19 protein-coding genes and 1 pseudogene are annotated in these 15,563 nt (G+C 65.4%); 6 read left to right on the top strand and 14 right to left on the bottom strand.

The window, feature by feature from the left end; translation table 11 throughout:
• Nucleotides 1-67: 67 nt before the first annotated feature.
• Nucleotides 68-472: a DUF6153 family protein gene (locus AB0J29_RS14205; RefSeq protein ID WP_364784638.1), complete on the bottom strand. Its 405-nt coding sequence runs from the start codon at nucleotides 470-472 to the stop codon at nucleotides 68-70.
• Between the two features lie 64 nt (nucleotides 473-536).
• Complete coding sequence (locus AB0J29_RS14210) at nucleotides 537-1,112, bottom strand: hypothetical protein (RefSeq protein ID WP_364784641.1); 576 nt, start codon at nucleotides 1,110-1,112, stop codon at nucleotides 537-539.
• A gap of 128 nt (nucleotides 1,113-1,240) precedes the next feature.
• Between AB0J29_RS14210 and AB0J29_RS14215 the strand changes: the two genes are divergently transcribed.
• Both AB0J29_RS14215 and AB0J29_RS14220 read left to right on the top strand, forming a co-directional pair.
• Nucleotides 1,241-2,389, top strand: a complete 1,149-nt coding sequence (locus AB0J29_RS14215) for a methyltransferase (RefSeq protein ID WP_364784644.1) — start codon at nucleotides 1,241-1,243, stop codon at nucleotides 2,387-2,389.
• Nucleotides 2,390-2,577: 188 nt separating this feature from the next.
• Nucleotides 2,578-3,645: a GDP-mannose 4,6-dehydratase gene (locus AB0J29_RS14220; protein WP_364784647.1), complete on the top strand. Its 1,068-nt coding sequence runs from the start codon at nucleotides 2,578-2,580 to the stop codon at nucleotides 3,643-3,645.
• Here AB0J29_RS14220 and AB0J29_RS14225 read toward each other — a convergent pair.
• The 4 genes from AB0J29_RS14225 to AB0J29_RS14240 are packed head-to-tail and all read right to left on the bottom strand — an operon-like array spanning nucleotide 3,642 to nucleotide 5,254.
• The gene (locus AB0J29_RS14225; RefSeq protein WP_364784650.1) at nucleotides 3,642-4,094 is read right to left on the bottom strand and encodes a DegT/DnrJ/EryC1/StrS family aminotransferase; all 453 of its coding nucleotides are present in this window, start codon (nucleotides 4,092-4,094) and stop codon (nucleotides 3,642-3,644) included. The two genes, AB0J29_RS14220 and AB0J29_RS14225, sit on opposite strands and share 4 nt — an antisense overlap.
• The gene (locus AB0J29_RS14230; RefSeq protein ID WP_364784805.1) at nucleotides 4,006-4,668 is read right to left on the bottom strand and encodes a hypothetical protein; all 663 of its coding nucleotides are present in this window, start codon (nucleotides 4,666-4,668) and stop codon (nucleotides 4,006-4,008) included. Before AB0J29_RS14230 ends, AB0J29_RS14225 begins: the two co-directional genes overlap by 89 nt.
• Nucleotides 4,665-4,934 carry a hypothetical protein gene (locus AB0J29_RS14235; protein WP_364784653.1) on the bottom strand — a complete coding sequence of 90 codons (270 nt, stop codon included), beginning with the start codon at nucleotides 4,932-4,934 and terminating at the stop codon, nucleotides 4,665-4,667. Before AB0J29_RS14235 ends, AB0J29_RS14230 begins: the two co-directional genes overlap by 4 nt.
• Nucleotides 4,931-5,254, bottom strand: coding sequence for a hypothetical protein (locus tag AB0J29_RS14240; RefSeq protein ID WP_364784656.1), 324 nt, complete (start codon nucleotides 5,252-5,254; stop codon nucleotides 4,931-4,933). The genes AB0J29_RS14235 and AB0J29_RS14240 overlap by 4 nt, the downstream gene beginning before the upstream one ends.
• A gap of 110 nt (nucleotides 5,255-5,364) precedes the next feature.
• On the opposite strand from AB0J29_RS14240, the gene AB0J29_RS14245 reads away from it, so the two are divergent.
• Entirely contained in the window at nucleotides 5,365-6,714 is a 1,350-nt protein-coding gene (locus AB0J29_RS14245; protein WP_364784659.1) for a helix-turn-helix transcriptional regulator, read from the top strand.
• Here the strand turns inward: AB0J29_RS14245 and cutA are convergent.
• The 4 genes from cutA to AB0J29_RS14265 all read right to left on the bottom strand — a co-directional run bounded on the left by cutA (nucleotide 6,695) and on the right by AB0J29_RS14265 (nucleotide 8,588).
• Nucleotides 6,695-7,066, bottom strand: coding sequence for a divalent-cation tolerance protein CutA (gene cutA, locus AB0J29_RS14250; RefSeq protein WP_364784662.1), 372 nt, complete (start codon nucleotides 7,064-7,066; stop codon nucleotides 6,695-6,697). The two genes, AB0J29_RS14245 and cutA, sit on opposite strands and share 20 nt — an antisense overlap.
• A 92-nt stretch (nucleotides 7,067-7,158) precedes the next feature.
• Nucleotides 7,159-7,503 (bottom strand): hypothetical protein, encoded by a 345-nt coding sequence (locus tag AB0J29_RS14255; RefSeq protein WP_364784665.1) that lies wholly within the window; start codon nucleotides 7,501-7,503, stop codon nucleotides 7,159-7,161.
• A gap of 21 nt (nucleotides 7,504-7,524) precedes the next feature.
• Nucleotides 7,525-8,091: a GNAT family N-acetyltransferase gene (locus AB0J29_RS14260; RefSeq protein WP_364784668.1), complete on the bottom strand. Its 567-nt coding sequence runs from the start codon at nucleotides 8,089-8,091 to the stop codon at nucleotides 7,525-7,527.
• 209 nt (nucleotides 8,092-8,300) lie between these two features.
• Nucleotides 8,301-8,588, bottom strand: a complete 288-nt coding sequence (locus AB0J29_RS14265) for a hypothetical protein (protein ID WP_364784672.1) — start codon at nucleotides 8,586-8,588, stop codon at nucleotides 8,301-8,303.
• On the opposite strand from AB0J29_RS14265, the pseudogene AB0J29_RS14270 reads away from it, so the two are divergent.
• Together AB0J29_RS14270 and AB0J29_RS14275 are read left to right on the top strand one after the other, a co-directional pair.
• Nucleotides 8,552-8,704: pseudogene (locus tag AB0J29_RS14270) on the top strand (methyltransferase); the annotation flags it as partial. The gene AB0J29_RS14265 and the pseudogene AB0J29_RS14270 overlap by 37 nt on opposite strands.
• A gap of 161 nt (nucleotides 8,705-8,865) precedes the next feature.
• The gene (locus AB0J29_RS14275; RefSeq protein ID WP_364784675.1) at nucleotides 8,866-9,714 is read left to right on the top strand and encodes a Bax inhibitor-1/YccA family protein; all 849 of its coding nucleotides are present in this window, start codon (nucleotides 8,866-8,868) and stop codon (nucleotides 9,712-9,714) included.
• 60 nt (nucleotides 9,715-9,774) lie between these two features.
• Here AB0J29_RS14275 and AB0J29_RS14280 read toward each other — a convergent pair whose 3' ends face one another.
• From AB0J29_RS14280 to AB0J29_RS14290, 3 genes are all read right to left on the bottom strand, one after another.
• Nucleotides 9,775-10,995 carry an acetyl-CoA C-acetyltransferase gene (locus AB0J29_RS14280; RefSeq protein ID WP_364784678.1) on the bottom strand — a complete coding sequence of 407 codons (1,221 nt, stop codon included), beginning with the start codon at nucleotides 10,993-10,995 and terminating at the stop codon, nucleotides 9,775-9,777.
• 69 nt (nucleotides 10,996-11,064) lie between these two features.
• Entirely contained in the window at nucleotides 11,065-11,919 is an 855-nt protein-coding gene (locus AB0J29_RS14285) for an SGNH/GDSL hydrolase family protein (RefSeq protein WP_364784681.1), read from the bottom strand.
• Nucleotides 11,920-12,287: 368 nt separating this feature from the next.
• Nucleotides 12,288-12,761: a hypothetical protein gene (locus tag AB0J29_RS14290; RefSeq protein ID WP_364784684.1), complete on the bottom strand. Its 474-nt coding sequence runs from the start codon at nucleotides 12,759-12,761 to the stop codon at nucleotides 12,288-12,290.
• Between the two features lie 94 nt (nucleotides 12,762-12,855).
• Between AB0J29_RS14290 and AB0J29_RS14295 the strand changes: the two genes are divergently transcribed.
• Entirely contained in the window at nucleotides 12,856-14,238 is a 1,383-nt protein-coding gene (locus AB0J29_RS14295; RefSeq protein WP_364784687.1) for a cystathionine beta-synthase, read from the top strand.
• Between the two features lie 94 nt (nucleotides 14,239-14,332).
• On the opposite strand, the gene AB0J29_RS14300 is transcribed toward AB0J29_RS14295, so the two are convergent.
• Nucleotides 14,333-15,508, bottom strand: a complete 1,176-nt coding sequence (locus AB0J29_RS14300) for an acyl-CoA dehydrogenase family protein (protein WP_364784690.1) — start codon at nucleotides 15,506-15,508, stop codon at nucleotides 14,333-14,335.
• Nucleotides 15,509-15,563 lie beyond the last annotated feature (55 nt).

Genomic DNA, 15,563 nt, shown 5'->3' on the forward strand with positions numbered 1-15,563 from the left:
GGAATTGCGAATGAACGGTTTCGGGCAGGCGGCAGCCGCGACCGTGGTTACGGGCGCGGTGGGTCTGTCAGATCCGCAGAATCGACAATTCGGCCAGGGACAGCACGGTCCACGGTGGTGCGCGTTCGCGCACCGGCCGCCACTGGCGCGGTTTCGACAAACCGCCACCCGGTCGATCGATGGTGATCCAGTAGAGCAGGACGAGCGTCAGGGCAACCGCGACGGCGGTCAGGATGAAGACACAGGCGTGCATGCCGCCGTGTGCGTGGGCGCAACCGTCATCGGCACAGTCCGGTCCGGCGGTCGCGCTGCGGTCGGCAGGTAATGCCATGGTCGCCATCGTGTGGTGGTCGTCGGTTGGCGCGACCGCGAAAACCCCGGCGTGCATGGCGGCAATGCCAGCGAGCAGCACCAACACGCCGAGCATCCGAACAACTCCGATGGTGCGCGAAGGCCGCTGCGGTTCGACCACAGCGTCATTCTAGAGCGTGCCCCGGCGCCGCCCGCTGATACCCCCTGGCCGTATCGGGCACCGGCTAGGTGTTGGCGATATCGATGACCAGCCGAGCGGGATCGGTCATGGGGCTTATCTCGAAGGCCGGGTGATCGGTGGTCACCCCGATGAATGATTGGGTCGTGCCCTCGAAGACCCCGCTCCGGTACACCCCGGCGATCATCGGCGCGCTGGGATCGGTGGCCGGATCGGGACCTGAGTACGGCGTCACGCCATTGTCGAACGGATACGCCGACCCGGTGATCTGGACTTCCAGAATCGAGCGGCCCGCGACATCGACGACCTTGCCGCTGCCGTCCTGGATGGCCTGTTCGGTGTACTGCACGATCCAGCCCGGCGTGCCCGAGCCGCCGAGTTCGTAGACCACGCGATCGAAGCCCGCGTAGTGCCCGATCCGGATACCGGTCACGGTCAATCCCGCGTCACTGGACGGGGTTCCACGCTTGGGCAGCGCATCGTGCGGCGCATTGCCTTGCGCATCGGTGAGTGTGCCGGTCGTGGTCGGCGCGGTGGTCGTGGTGTTCGAACCGGATCCGCCGTCGCCGCAGCCGACGAGCACCGTCGCGGCGGCGACCAGTAGCACCATCCTGTTACGCATGTGGCTGATGGTATTAGCCGCGTCGTGCACCGTCGGGGATTTGCGATGACCCGGTGTTTGGCGCCGGAGTGTCGCGGACATACCGGGGCGGACGCGATCCATCGGCAACGATCTAGCACACTTGAGCTGTGGAAGATATCGAGGATGTACTCGGCCGACTGCGGCGGTACCCGGATGTGGAGGCGCTGAACCTCTACGCCGTCGATGCCGCCGACCGGCTGATTCTCGACGTCGCCGCCGATGCCATCGATGCCGCTGGCAGCGGGCGGATCGCGGTGATCGGCGATGCCTATGGCGCGCTCACCCTCGGCGCGATCGCCGGGCATGATCTGCGCGATGTCCGGGTCCATCAAGACCTGCTCACCGGTGAACTCGCGTTGGCCAACAATGCGCGCGCGCTCGGTCTCGCGGATCGGTATGCCGCACACGCGCTTTCCGAGGAGTTGCTCGCCGACGCCGAGGTCGTGCTGCTGCGAATGCCGCGCATGCTCGCTGGACTGACCGAGGTCGCCGATGCCATCGCCCGCTTCGCCGATCCGGAGGTGGTCGTATTCGCGGGCGGACGCGATAAATATCTGACCAAGTCCATGAACGATGTACTGGCCGAATCGTTCTCGCAGGTGCGTGCCAGCCGCGGGCGGCAGAAGTCCCGCACGCTTTTGGTGAGCGGGCCGAAACCTGTTGCCGCGCCGCTATTTCCGGTGCGCGAGCGAATCGACGATTTCGATATCGACGTGGTCGCGCACGGTGGCGCGTTTTCCGGCGCCAAATTGGATATCGGAACGCGATTCCTGTTGCAGCACTTCAAGTGGATGAAGCCCGATGCCCGCGATGCCATCGATCTCGGTTGCGGCACCGGCATTCTGGCGGTCGCACTGGCCAAGGCCCGGCCCGGCATCCGGGTGGTCGGTACCGATCAGTCGGCCGCCGCAGTGGCATCGGCACGGGCGACCGCCGAGGTCAACGCGGTCGCCGATCGGGTGACCGTGGTGCGCGACGACGCCATGTCCACGGCCGCCGACAACAGCGCCGATCTGGTGCTGTGTAATCCGCCGTTCCATGTCGGTGCGGCCGTGCATACCGGGTCCGCGATCAAGATGTTCGCCGAGACCGGTCGGGTACTACGGCCCGGCGGTGAGCTCTGGACGGTTTACAACTCACATCTGAACTATCGCAGTGTGGTCCAGCGCATGGTCGGCCAGACCGAGGTGATCGGCCGCAATCGGAAGTTCACAGTGACGCGATCCGTGCGTGGACTGCGCGACGTCCAGGGTTAGCAGAGTCCGACGTGTCCGCGCCGAAGGGTTTGCTCGGGATTTCAGCGAGCGAAGGACACGCCTCGGCCTCCGTGCGTCATGGCAAGAAAGGTCAGGCGGGGCCTCGTACCCTGGCTCGAGTTGGCGTCCAATCGTGTACTCCCGCAGGTTGGATCCGGGCTGAACAGGTTGAGCTACGCTCGGTGTCCATGGCCATCTACCTCGTCACTGGAGCTGCGGGCTTCATCGGCGCGAACTATGTGCATTTCCTGCTCGAGCAGGAACAAGACGCACAGGTGGTGGCGGTGGACTACATCGGGTTCGCTGGGAACATCGCCAACCTGGACCAGGTGATCGACCGGATCACGTTCGAGAAGGCCGATATCGCCGACCTCGGAGTGATGGAGGCCCTCTACCGCCGGCACCGGCCGGACTACGTCGTGAATTTCGCGGCCGAGTCGCACAACGACCGCGCGATCCTGGGTCCGTCGGCGTTCATGCGCAGCAATGCGCTCGGGGCGCAGGTGATGGCGGAGTGCAGCCGATTGGTGCCGGTGCGCTCACACGTGCACGTCTCGACGATCGAGGTATACGGGGAGCTGGCGGCCGGGGATCAGTGGTTTACCGAGCGATCTGCGCTTAACGCCAAGACCCCGTATTCGGCGGCCAAGGCTGCTGGGGATCAGATGGTGCGTGCCTACATGCAGACCTACCCTGAGATGAATATCCGGATGACGCACTGCGCCAACAACTATGGCCCGTTCCAACTGCCGGAGAAACTGATTCCCCTGGCCGTGACGAATGTGCTGAGAGGCCGGAAGGTGCCGGTATACGGCGATGGCTTGCAGAGTCGCGACTGGTTGCATGTAGCAGACCACTGCGCGGCAGTGCATCGAGTGTTGCACGCCGAGCTCGGGACTACCCCGGCCGCGGCGGCGACCGACCCTGGCCTGTTACCGATCTTCGACATCTCCGCACGCTGCGAGGTAACCAACCTCGACATCGCGTGCTTGGTGGTGACCGAACTCGGCCTGACCCCCAGTGAGTGGATCGAGCACATCCCGGACCGGCCGAATCATGACAGGCGCTACCTGATCAACCCAGCCAAGATCGAATCTCAGCTGGGTTGGGCACCAGTCCACAACTTCGCCGCCGGGATCGCCGAAACCGTCGCGTGGTACGTCGAGCACCGCTCGTGGTGGGAGCAGATCATCGCCGACAAGGGCGAGCTGGGCTTCGACTGGAGCCAGGTCGGGCCTGCCGCGACTCCACGCTAGGTGTCGGCCGCTACTCTGCGGCGAACCGTATCAATGACACACGCGACCATGTTGTCGGTCATGCCCCGCCACAGCGGCAGGCACAGGTGCCGCGCCGCGAAATCGTCGGCAACCGGGAACGAGTCGGCGATATTGAACCCACCGAACACCGGTTGCCTGTGCAGCGGCTGCTCATAGACTCCCCGCGCGAGTTCGACCCCGACGGCGAAGATCTTCTCGCGCAATGCGTTCCGGTTGATGCCGGAAGCGAGCATGGTGATGCACTTGTGTCCGCTGACCTGGCCGTGCAGGGCAGGGAGGGTTGGGCCGCCTTTTGTGTCGGGGCGAATGCCAGCCCAGCACACGGCCCAGCCGGGCCCCTTACCTGCGCTCCACTGGCTGTCTGACGCGGGAAGCTTTCTCTGCGAGGCGGATAGCCTCGCGGACCAGGGCGGCGAAGTGCGTGTCACCGTGGCTGGAGGAACGCGGCGGGAAGGCTTGTGCGGTGTACTCCGCATCGAGGGCGGCATCGACTCGTCTTCGCGGCCAACATTGTTCGGGGCAGGAGTGGTGGATGCTCATGGCGTGGACAGCATCGTCACTGGTGAGTACACCGGGGTCGACGTGGCAGTCGTCGAAGCCGGTCATGACAGCCAGCCCGGTCGGTTGTCGACCCACACGACCGGCCGGGGGATGGTGCCCCCGCCGACGCACGCCCACAGGGTGGAGGTGGGCATGCCGTGGTAGCGGGCGCGGATGGTGGCGGTGTCGGCGAAGTAGCGTGGTCTGCGGTCGCCCGAACGGCTTTCGGTCCGGGGCCCATGCTCGGATGCACGTCAGCGACCAGCCGCCGTGGTCGCCGATGTCGATATCGGGTGTGGGTACCCACACGGAGGTGCCGTGCCGCCAGGCGGACAGCTTCGTTACTGGTACTCCGGTCATGAGCGCGAATTGGGTGAGGCCGAAGTAGCGGCGGATTCCGGCGTCGCGGGAGTCCGGCCGGTAGGCGGCGGCGGTGGGCATTCGGCTGGCGGGCAGTCTCAACGTTCGCCCCACTCACGGACCGCCGCTGCAACGCGCTCAACGAGTTCGACGGGCAGGTCCAGCGGACGTGGCGGCCCGACGAACGCAGTCCGTTCCGGCAACTGGGTGTCGACCACGGAGGTGGCGTCGATGTCGATGAACATCGCCCAGAGCGCTGGAGTGGTGGTCTCGAGTTCAGGCAGCTCGATGGCGTCGAACTCGTCGACGAACCCATTGTCGTCGACCAACCCGAACTGCCCGTCGCTGAACTGGATCAGGCGGCTCATCGGACGTGCCGCTCGCTAGCCGGGACGATCCGCCCGGCCTCTACCAACGTCGAGTGCGCCATGCGTTTCGCGGCACAGCGTTCGATGGTGCAATCGATGCGTTCTTGCATGATCCAGTGCGCCTCGTCGATCGCGTACGGATATTCGGGCGCGCGGTGGCATGTGTCCTCACCAGCCACTCGTTGCAGGATCTTGCCCGCGGATACGGCCCCCTCAGGCCCGGCCCTGTTGCCGAATAACTGCACCACGGCATAGGTCGCGATCCCCACTACTACGAGGACTGCGGCTACGATGACGACGTATTTGAGTTCTGCTGGCACGGTTGACACCCCTCAGCGCTGTTCCGGTTGGGTGCACTCGGCGCCGAGGATGCTCGGCCCACCGATCCCGTTTGCGGGACGCTGGATTGGTGAGCGCTCCATCGCGGGAGGTGAAGCTGGGCCACATCGACCCGGCGCCGGGTGCTGATTTCCAGCGTTCCGGTTGTTCCATCCTTGAAACAGCGCAAAACTGTAGGCAAATAACGGTGTCGGCTTCGGGGGTAGTGACGAACGTTCGCTTTCGGTCGTATCGGTTGGCTAGCGGTCTGACGCAGGTAGAGCTGGCCGAATTGGTTTGTGCGGAGGTCGAGCGAACGACTGGCCATCGGCCGGGGATCGACGCTCAAGCGATCAGCCGAATCGAATGTGGCGAAACCACATGGCCTAGGCGTGCGACGCGTGCGGCTCTTGTGGCACTCTTGGGCTGTGGTTCAGACTCCGACTTGGGCCTGTTTCCAAAGAGAACTCGCAGAGACGCAGAGAAGGACGACGCCACGAAACGCAGAGGCTTCATCGCACTCACTGCCTTGGCAGCCATCGCCGGCAATGAGTTCGGGCGTGTTGGTCAAGCTGATCTCGACCGGATGGGCACGCGTTTCTCGCGATTGGTGAATCTAGACAATCACCTCGGCGGTGCCGATACATTTCGGCTGTACTACACCGAGCTTTCTCACACCGAACGCGTTCTGGCGCGGGCAACGTTCAGCTCGCACGTCGAAGCAGGTCTTACCGAGCTTGCCGCACAGCAAGCACAACAGGTGGGGTGGGCCGCATTCGATGCCGGATTCACAAGCCCTGCACAGCAATTCTTCAAATACAGTTATCAGGCGGCGACAGAGGCATCGAGTCCTGAACTCGCCGCCAATGCCCTTGTCCACATCGCATACACCACCGGCACAAGGGATTCGGTCGATGCCGCCGATGCCGCGTGTATGGCGGTCAGACCTGTCGCTGCACCTCGCGCGCTAGCATTGCTGGAATCGCGCCGCGCGTGGTCGTACGCCAGCGCGGGCATGACCGACGACGCTGCCCGTGCGCTCGATAATGCCCGCGCCGCCCTCGACCGCAGCGATTCCGACTCGGGACCCCACTGGTGTTTGTGGGTCGACGACGCCGAGCTCGACATCATGACAGGCCGCGTTTGGTCAGTCCTCCACAAGCCTGATAAAGCCATAGCGCCGCTTGCGAATATTCTCTCGCAGTATCCCGATCACTGGGCTCGAGATAAGGCGCTTTACCTGACTTGGTTGGCCGACGCCTACTTCGAAGCAGGAGACGATGCCCGAGCCATCTCGTGCGGTGACCAAGCGCTGGGACTGGCGGGGAAGGTTGCTTCCGTTCGGCCTCTTGCACGTGTGCGAGAAATTGCCCAGCGTTTCGTCGTGTCCGGCTCGAAAGCCGCCTTCGATCTGGCTAGACGGGCCGAAACGACAACTGTGCCTATTCCGACACAGCTGTAGCCCGCTCGACCCACTCCGCGTAGCTGTCGGTACACCATTCGATTGGCGTCGCGGAAACCTCCGGGCTATCCCAAGGGTGAATCGCTGAGAGGCGGGCCGCCAGTCGATCGCGGGCATGTATGGAAGTGCGGAGCGTCACCCGCCACTCTGGCCCCTCGCTAAGCTCTCCGAGATGCCAGAACACCGAAGTCGCCGGACCTGTGATTTCGGCACCGGCTGCAAGCTTCTCGGCAACCATGGTTCGCGCGATCGAGCGCGCGTCGGCTTCGGTTGGCGCCGTCGAGGTCACAGACCATACTCGCGCGGTAGTCATGCGGTTCAGACTAGGCGGTGGCCGAAAAAGCAGGGGCATGTCGGATCATCTCGGTCCGTCATCATCCGGTGGCGGCGGATCATTGGCCCGCGCCTGGTCTGCTGGGTACGCCAGGTCGCGGAGCCGCAGCACTACAGCACAGCCGACATCACCTGGCGCATAACGGAGTCCGGGAGTCTGGAGCATCTCGAGCACCTGCTCGTGCGACGGCGGCCGGGTCGCCTCGGCACACGCAGCGCGATCCGGCACAGGTGCCGCGCCGCGAAATCGTCGGCGACCGCGAACGAGTCGGCGACATTCAACCCACCGAGCACCGGTTGCGTGTGCAGCGGCTGCTCATAGACTCTCCGCGCGAGTTCGACCCCGGCGGCGAAGATCTTCTCGCGCAATGCGTTCCGGTTGATGCCGGAAGCGAGCATGGTGATGCACTTGTGTCCGCTGACCTGGCCGTGGCAGGACGCGTTGTGTGTCCGCAACCTCGATGAGCTGATGACCGACTACGGGCTGTCCAATTCCTTGACGTAGATGTCGAATTGGGGGGACAACATGCCGGGTGTGTCCTGCCGCCCGATCAAACGCCATCTGCCGATCGCCGCATAGAAGGCGTGGGAGTCGGCGGCCTGCGGCTGGACAGCTAGCGTCGCGCGCTGTTCTGGTCGGCTGTCGAGGAGAGTGTCCAGCAGCCGGCGGCCGATACCGTGCCGCCGCGCGGATGTTTGGACGGCCAGGTCGATCACGGCGAACGTTCGGCCGGGCCACTCCTGCGTCAGCTCGTCGGGCACGGATTGTTGGAAACCCTGCCACCATCCGGTATTCGCGGATAGTGCTGTGCCGTAGGCGAATCCGATCAGGGCGTCATTGGATTGGGCGAGAGCGATTCCGAAGCCTGGATCGGTGATCATGCGTTTCAGCATGTCGCGGTGGCGGGTGGATTCGGTTGGTGGCCAGACGAACGGAGGCGCGGAGAACGCTTCGTCGTAGAGGGTGCAGATGGCATCGAAGTGCTTGCTCGTGTCGTCGGCGGTTCCTACCCGAATCGACACGGCATCGCTGGCGGTGTCCATCTGAATGAACATAGATGCCAGAGGGTTCGAATATGTGTTGTTTCCCATAGCGCTCGGCTAGTCGCGGTATGGGATAGGTACGTAAGTCAGCCGGGCGGTACCGGAACGTTGGTCGAGCTTGCTCGTGAGCGTGGTGTACTGGTTGAGATCGTCTGGCCGGACGGCGCTCCGCGGGAGTGAAGACCACTCGGTAGGTTCGTGCGTTCGGGTCATCTCGGTCCGTCGTAGTCGGGCGGCGGCGGGTCATTGGCCCGCGCCGGGTCTGCTGGGTACTCCAGGTCGCGGAGCCGCAGCACTACAGCCCAGCCGACATCACTTGGCGCATAACGGAGTCCGGGAGACTGGAGCATCTCGAGCACCTGCTCGACCTGCTCGTGCGACAGCGGCCAGGTCACCTCCGCACACGCAGCGCGATACACCTGGTCCGTTGTGAGATCTGCGCGGGGCAGGATCGCGTCGACGGCCCGGCGGTGAGCTGTGGACGGTTGACAACTCACATCTGAACTATCGCGGCGTGGTCCAGCGCATGGTCGGCCAGACCGAGGTGATCGGCCGCAATCGGAAATTCACGGTGACGCGATCCGTACGTGGACTGCGTGACGTCCAGCGGTAGTAGAGTCCGATTTGTCCGTACCGAAGGGTTGCTCGGGAACTACACCGGGCCGATACACGTTGGACAACCTAGTTGGATATCGAGCGACCGGCTCGCAATCGAGACGGCTCGGGACTGACGGCCACGGTGACGTGAGCCACGACTCCAGAAAGGCATTCACGGTGCGCACCACTAGCAATCCGGTTTTCAGACAGCTCCCTCGGCAAGAGGGCAGTGGCTATGCCAACTTCGGGTCAGGGGTGACGGGCGCGGGCCAGATGACCCAGCAGTACGGCCAGCACCCGCAGTACCCCCAGTACCAGCAGGCACCCCCGGCCACCCGGGCCATGACCATCGACGATGTGGTCATCAAAACCGCCATCACACTCGGTGTGCTCGCCATCTCGGCGATCATCTCCTACGGTCTGACCAACGCGAACACTTCGCTGGCGCCGCTGTTCGTCATCGGTGGTGGTCTGGTCGGCTTCGTGCTGGTGCTGGTCGCGACCTTCGCCAGGAAGATGGACAACCCGGTCGTCGTGCTCTCGTACGCGGTCTTCGAGGGTCTTTTCGTCGGCGCGTTGTCGTTCATGTTCACCAATATCGAATTCGGCGGCGTCGGCGGCAGTGCCATGATCGCGCAGGCGGTGCTCGGCACCTTCGGCGTCTTCGCGGGCATGCTCGTGGTCTACAAGACCGGCGCGATCCGCGTCACCCCGCGCTTCACCCGAATGATCTTCGGCGCGATGATCGGCATCCTGGTCCTGATCGTCGGCAACATGATCGCCAGCTTCTTCATCGACGGCGGCCTCGGCCTGCGTGACGGCGGCCCGCTCGCCATCGTCTTCAGCCTGGTGGTGATCGCGGTCGCGGCCTTCAGCTTCCTGCTCGACTTCGACGCCGCCGACCAGCTCATCCGCGCCCAGGCCCCGGAGAAGGCCGCCTGGGGCGTTGCCCTCGGCCTGACCGTCACCCTGGTCTGGCTCTACACCGAGATTCTGCGCCTGCTGAGCTACTTCAATAACGATTAGCCCGCTCAACACAAAGGCGGCCACCGGAATCCCGGTGGCCGCCTTTGTCGTATCGCGAGATCAGCTCAGACGCTCGATGACCATGGCCATGCCCTGCCCACCACCGACACACATGGTCTCCAGGCCGAACTGCTTGTCGTGGGTCTGGAGGTTGTTGATGAGGGTGGCGGTGATGCGGGCGCCGGTCATGCCGAACGGGTGGCCGAGGGCGATGGCGCCACCGGACACATTCAGCTTGTCGAGGTCCATATTCAGCTCGCGGGCGGAGCCGAGAACCTGGACGGCGAATGCCTCGTTGATCTCGTACAGGTCGAGGTCGTCAATGGTCATCTTGGCGGTCTTCAGGGTCTTGCGGACCGCCTCGATCGGGCCGAGACCCATGATCTCGGGGGACAGGCCCGAGACGCCGGTGGCGACAATGCGCGCCAGCGGGGTCAGGCCGAGTTCCTTGGCCTTGGTGTCGCTCATGACGACCAGCGCGGCGGCACCGTCGTTGAGCGGGCAGGCATTACCGGCGGTGATGGTGCCGTCCGGCCGGAATACCGGCTTGAGCTGCGAGATCTTCTCGTACGTTGTGCCGGCGCGCGGGCCGTCGTCGGTGGTGACGATGGTGCCGTCGGGCAGGGTCACCGGGGTGATCTCCCGCTCGAAGAAGCCGGCCTTGATGGCATCCTCGGCGCGGTTCTGTGAGCGCACGCCCCAATGGTCCTGGTCTTCCCGGGAGATGCCGGTGTACTGGGCGACGTTCTCGGCGGTCTGGCCCATGGCGATGTAGACGTCGGGCAGGGTGCCGGCCGCACGCGGATCGGTCCACACGTCCGCGCCACCTTCAGCGCGCTTGGCGGTGCGGGCCTCGGCCTCGGCGAACAGCTGGTTGTGGGTGTCCGGCCAGCCGTCGGCGGTGCCCTTCGGGAACCGCGATACGGTCTCGACACCGGCGGAGACGAACACATCGCCCTCACCGGCCTTGATGGCGTGGAAGGCCATCCGGGTGGTCTGCAGCGACGAGGAGCAGTAGCGGTTCAGGGTGACACCGGGCAGGGTGTCGTAGCCCAGTTGCACGGCGACGCTGCGGGCCATATTGAAACCGCCTTCGCCGGCGGGCTGGCCGCAGCCCAGGATCAGATCGTCGATCTGGGTGGGGTCGAGTGCGGGAACCTTGTCCAGGGCCGCGCGGACCATCTGGGCCGCGAGGTCGTCCGGTCGCATGCTCACCAGGGAGCCCTTTCCGGCGCGGCCGATCGGCGAGCGAGCGTAGGAAACAATGACGGCCTCGGGCATGAGGACTCCTTTGTTCGACGGTCAGGTGCGCCCCGGACGGTGTCCGAAACGCGGTCTTCGAACCGTTTGTTACTTGTGCTTCCGGATCGAATCTACGTCGCGTCCTGATGGACGGGCACCCGGGGTCGCCTCCTCGACTGCCTCGATCAGAACCGGGAGCAGCAGTGCGGCCGCCAGTTCATAACCCGTTGCCGAGGGGTGGAATCCGTCCTCGGAGAACAGTTGCTCGGGTGCGGCGCGGAACTCCGAGGCGAGCCGATCACCCATGGCCACCGGGATGCCACCGGCCACCGTGGTCGCGACGGATTGGGCTTGGGCCAAGCGGACGCTCCAGTTGCGCACCACGGTTCGCAGCGGCTGCGGAATCGCCTCGACGGTGCCGAGATTCGGACAGGTGCCGACCACCACGACGCTGTCGGCGCGGCGCAGACTGGCCACCGCGGCGGCGAGGCGGCGCGCGGAGGCGCGGATGGAGTGTTTCTTGGTGATGTCGTTGGCGCCGATGAGGATGACCGCGGCGTCCGGCGGCGGCCCGGCGATAAACATGGCCTCGACCTGTCCGGCCAGACCCTTCGAGGTCGCACCGGAAATGGCCTTGGTACTCAACCGGATTCGCTGTCCGGTGGCTTCGGCGAGGCCGCGGGCGATGCGCACGCCCGGAACTTCCTCGGGTGATACGCAGCCGACCCCGGCCGCGGTCGAATCGCCGAAGATCATCAGATGCAGGTCGGCATGCAGTCCGGCGCGCCACGGTTGCGGCGCGAGGCAGCCCGCCGTGTAGACGCCATCGGCCTCGGGCGGTTTCGAGGTATCGCGCCCGATGACCCCGCGCGCGACCCCGGCCTGGGCCATGAGCAGCCGATAGGTTGCCCACCATGCGGTTCCGGCTCCGGAACCGGCCAATACGGTTGCGGCACCCGTCACTGCCGCGGTCTTCCATAATCCCCCGCCTCCCCGGGCCCTTTGCCGGTCGTTGCGAGTCACGGCAGTTGCGTTCCGGGCCGGCGGTTCGGTGCGTCACAGCTTCCGGGCGTAGTTCCCCCGTCTCCCCGGACCTTTCGCCGGTCGTTGGATGCGCCAACTGTTCTGCTGCGGGCCGACGGTCGGGGGCGTGGCTGGGTCTCGGGCGTACCCGGTGAGTTACCCATGGACATACGAAATCAGTTGTTGCCGATCGAGGCAACAGGAGATGAGACCGCTCGGCCGAGTTCGGCGTCGACAGCTCGGTCTATGGCTCGCCCCGTCTTGCGGTACACCCGGTGACCGCAGGCAGCGAACTTATGGCGCGCGACTCAGGCAGGCGGGTCGCCGGGCACGTCGAACCACCCGTGCGCGGGGACGCTCGCGGTGTCGGTGCTGACGGTGACCTCGACGCGCCCCGGACCGGTGTCCTGGAACAGGGCGTACTGAATGCTGCCGTAGAGGCCGGTGACCACGGTGTTGTCGTAGCTGCCCGTCGCGCCGGTGGTCAGATTGCGCCAGGCGACGGTGGTGCGAACCTCGCACAGCGGAGCCAGCGGATAGTCACCGGGCCCGAGACCCACGGCCGGATCCGCGCGCACATTGAGGATGGCCCGGCCCGGCCACTGCGGACCGGTATCGGCCCAGGTGCGGATGGTCGTCCAGCAGAGGCCGCCGTGCGCCAGCGTCGGCACCTGCGGGAATTGGACGGTCGCGGCCTGGGCGGGCGCGGCCCCGACGACTCCGGCGGCCACGGCCGCTCCGGCCAGAACTGTCGCGGCGCGAGCGATGTTCGGCTGCTTCATATTTGCGATCCTAGGCAAGTGATCACCGTCATGTGCGCGTTGTCGCGCGAGACGCGCGCGCACCGATAACAACCCCTTCTGCAACGATAGGGGCATGCGCATCGCTGATCACGTCGTTGACCTCATCGGCAATACGCCGCTGGTTCGATTGAACTCGGTGGTCGGGCCCAATGCAGGCATTGTCGCGGCCAAGATCGAATATCTGAATCCGGGCGGCAGCTCCAAGGACCGCATCGCCGTGAAGATGATCGAGGCGGCCGAGGCCTCCGGCGCACTGCGGCCCGGCGGCACCATTGTCGAGCCGACCTCCGGTAATACCGGCGTCGGGCTCGCGCTGGTCGCGCAGCAGCGCGGCTACGACTGCGTCTTTGTCTGTCCGGACAAGGTCAGCGAGGACAAGCGCAATGTGCTGCGCGCCTATGGCGCCGAAGTCGTGGTGTGCCCGACCGCGGTGCCCCCGGAGCACCCGGACAGCTACTACAGCGTCTCCGACCGACTGGTCCGCGAGATCAACGGCGCCTGGAAGCCGGATCAGTATTCCAACCCGGGCGGCCCGGACAGCCACTACGAGACCACCGGCCCGGAGATCTGGCGCGATACCGACGGCAAGGTCACTCATTTCGTGGCGGGCGTCGGCACCGGCGGCACCATCACCGGCGCCGGTCGGTATCTGAAGGAGGTCTCCGGCGGCAAGGTGCAGGTCATCGGCGCCGATCCCGAGGGTTCGGTGTACTCCGGCGGCACCGGTCGGCCGTACCTGGTCGAGGGCGTCGGTGAGGACTTCTGGCCCGCGGCCTATGACCCGGCCGTGCCGGACGAGATCATCGCGGTCTCCGATGCCGACTCCTTCGATATGACCCGCCGACTCGCGCGTGAGGAGGGCCTGCTGGTCGGCGGCTCCTGCGGAATGGCGGTGATCGCGGCCATCGAGGTCGCCCGTCGCGACCCGGATGCGCTGGTGGTCGTGCTGCTGCCCGATGGCGGCCGCGGCTACCTGTCGAAGATCTTCAACGACCAGTGGATGAGCTCATACGGCTTCCTGCGTGATCGACTGGACGGCGCGGCGGAGCCCTTGGTCGGCGATGTGCTGCGCGGTAAGTCGGGTGCGCTGCCGGATCTGGTGCACACCCATCCGTCGGAGACCCTGCGCGATGCGATCGAGATCCTGCGCGAGTACGGGGTTTCGCAAATGCCGGTCGTCGGCGCCGAACCACCGGTGATGGCGGGCGAGGTCGCGGGCAGCGTGACCGAGCGGGATCTGCTGTCGGCGGTCTTCGAAGGCCGTGCGAACCTGACGGATTCGGTTGCCAAGCATATGAGCCCGTCGTTCCCCCTGATCGGTTCGGGCGAGCCCATCTCGGCCGCAACCAAGGCACTGTCCGACACCGACGCACTGATGGTCGTCGAAGACGGCAAGCCGGTCGGCGTGATCACCCGCCACGACCTCCTCGGCTTCCTCAGCACCGGCTCCATCTAACTCCGCCGCGTAGCCGCCGGATCGAGATCAGGTGGAAGCTGTAGCGGCAGCTGTCGCCACCTGATTCCCGTTGGTCCGACCGTGCAGGAGGCTGTCACCGAAACGCATTCGAGTCGGTGAGCGCCTTTCCGAGCACCAACTGATGCACCTCCGCCGTGCCCTCATACGTGAGCACCGACTCGAGATTATTCGCATGCCGCAGCACCGGATAGTCCAGCGTGATGCCGTTCGCGCCGAGAATGGTCCGGCATTCGCGGGCGATCGCGATGGCCTCCCGGGTGCTGTTCAACTTGCCCGCGCTGATCTGCTCCGGCAGCACCTCGCCGCGATCCTTCAACCGGCCGACCTGTAGCGCGAGCAATTGCCCCTTGCCGTATTCGAGCGCCATATCCGCGAGCTTCGCCTGGGTCAGCTGGTATGCGGCCAGCGGCTTGTCGAATACCTCCCTGGTCCGTGCGTACTCGATGGTGGCGGCCAGACAGTCGCGCGCCGCACCGAGCGCGCCGAAGATAATGCCGAACCGTGCCTCGCTCAGACAGGCGAGCGGGGAACTCAGTCCGCGCGACTGCGGCAGCACCGCATCGGCGGGCAGCCGCACATCGTCGAAGTCCAGCTCCGCCGTCACCGATGCGCGCAGCGACAACTTGTGCTTCATCTCGCGAGCGGTGAATCCGGGCGTGCCTGCCGGGACCAGGAAGCCGCGCACCACCTGCTTGCCCTCGTCCTCGGTCTGTGCCCACACCACCGCGATATCGGCCACCGACCCATTGGTGATCCACATCTTGGCGCCACTGAGCACCCAGTCGGTGCCGTCGTGCTTGGCCCTGGTCCGCATGCCAGCCGGATTCGACCCGAAATCCGGTTCGGTGAGTCCGAAACAACCGAGGGCGCGCCCGGCCGCCATATCCGGCAGCCACCGCTGCTTCTGCTCCTCCGAGCCGAATTTGTGGATCGCGGTCATGGCCAGCGAACCCTGCACCGAAACCATGCTGCGCACACCCGAATCGACCGCCTCGAGCTCCTGGCAAGCCAGACCGTAGGCGGTCGCCGACAGGCCCGCGCATCCGTAGCCGTCCAGGTGCATACCGAGCAACCCGATATTGCCGAGTTCCGGGGCGAGCTCACGGGCCGGGAACGTCGCGGCCTCGAACCATTCCGCGATCTGCGGCCGCAATCGTTGGTTGGCGAACGTGCGGACGGTATTGCGGATCTCGCGCTCGTCCTCGGTCAACAGGGCATCGATCGCGAACAGTTCATCAACGCTCAGCATGAGCTCAACCTACCGCCGTCGCCGCGGCAAAAGCTGGGATCGGCGCGCAACGGGT

This window comes from Nocardia sp. NPDC049707, assembly GCF_040674855.1.
Lineage (GTDB): Bacteria > Actinomycetota > Actinomycetes > Mycobacteriales > Mycobacteriaceae > Nocardia.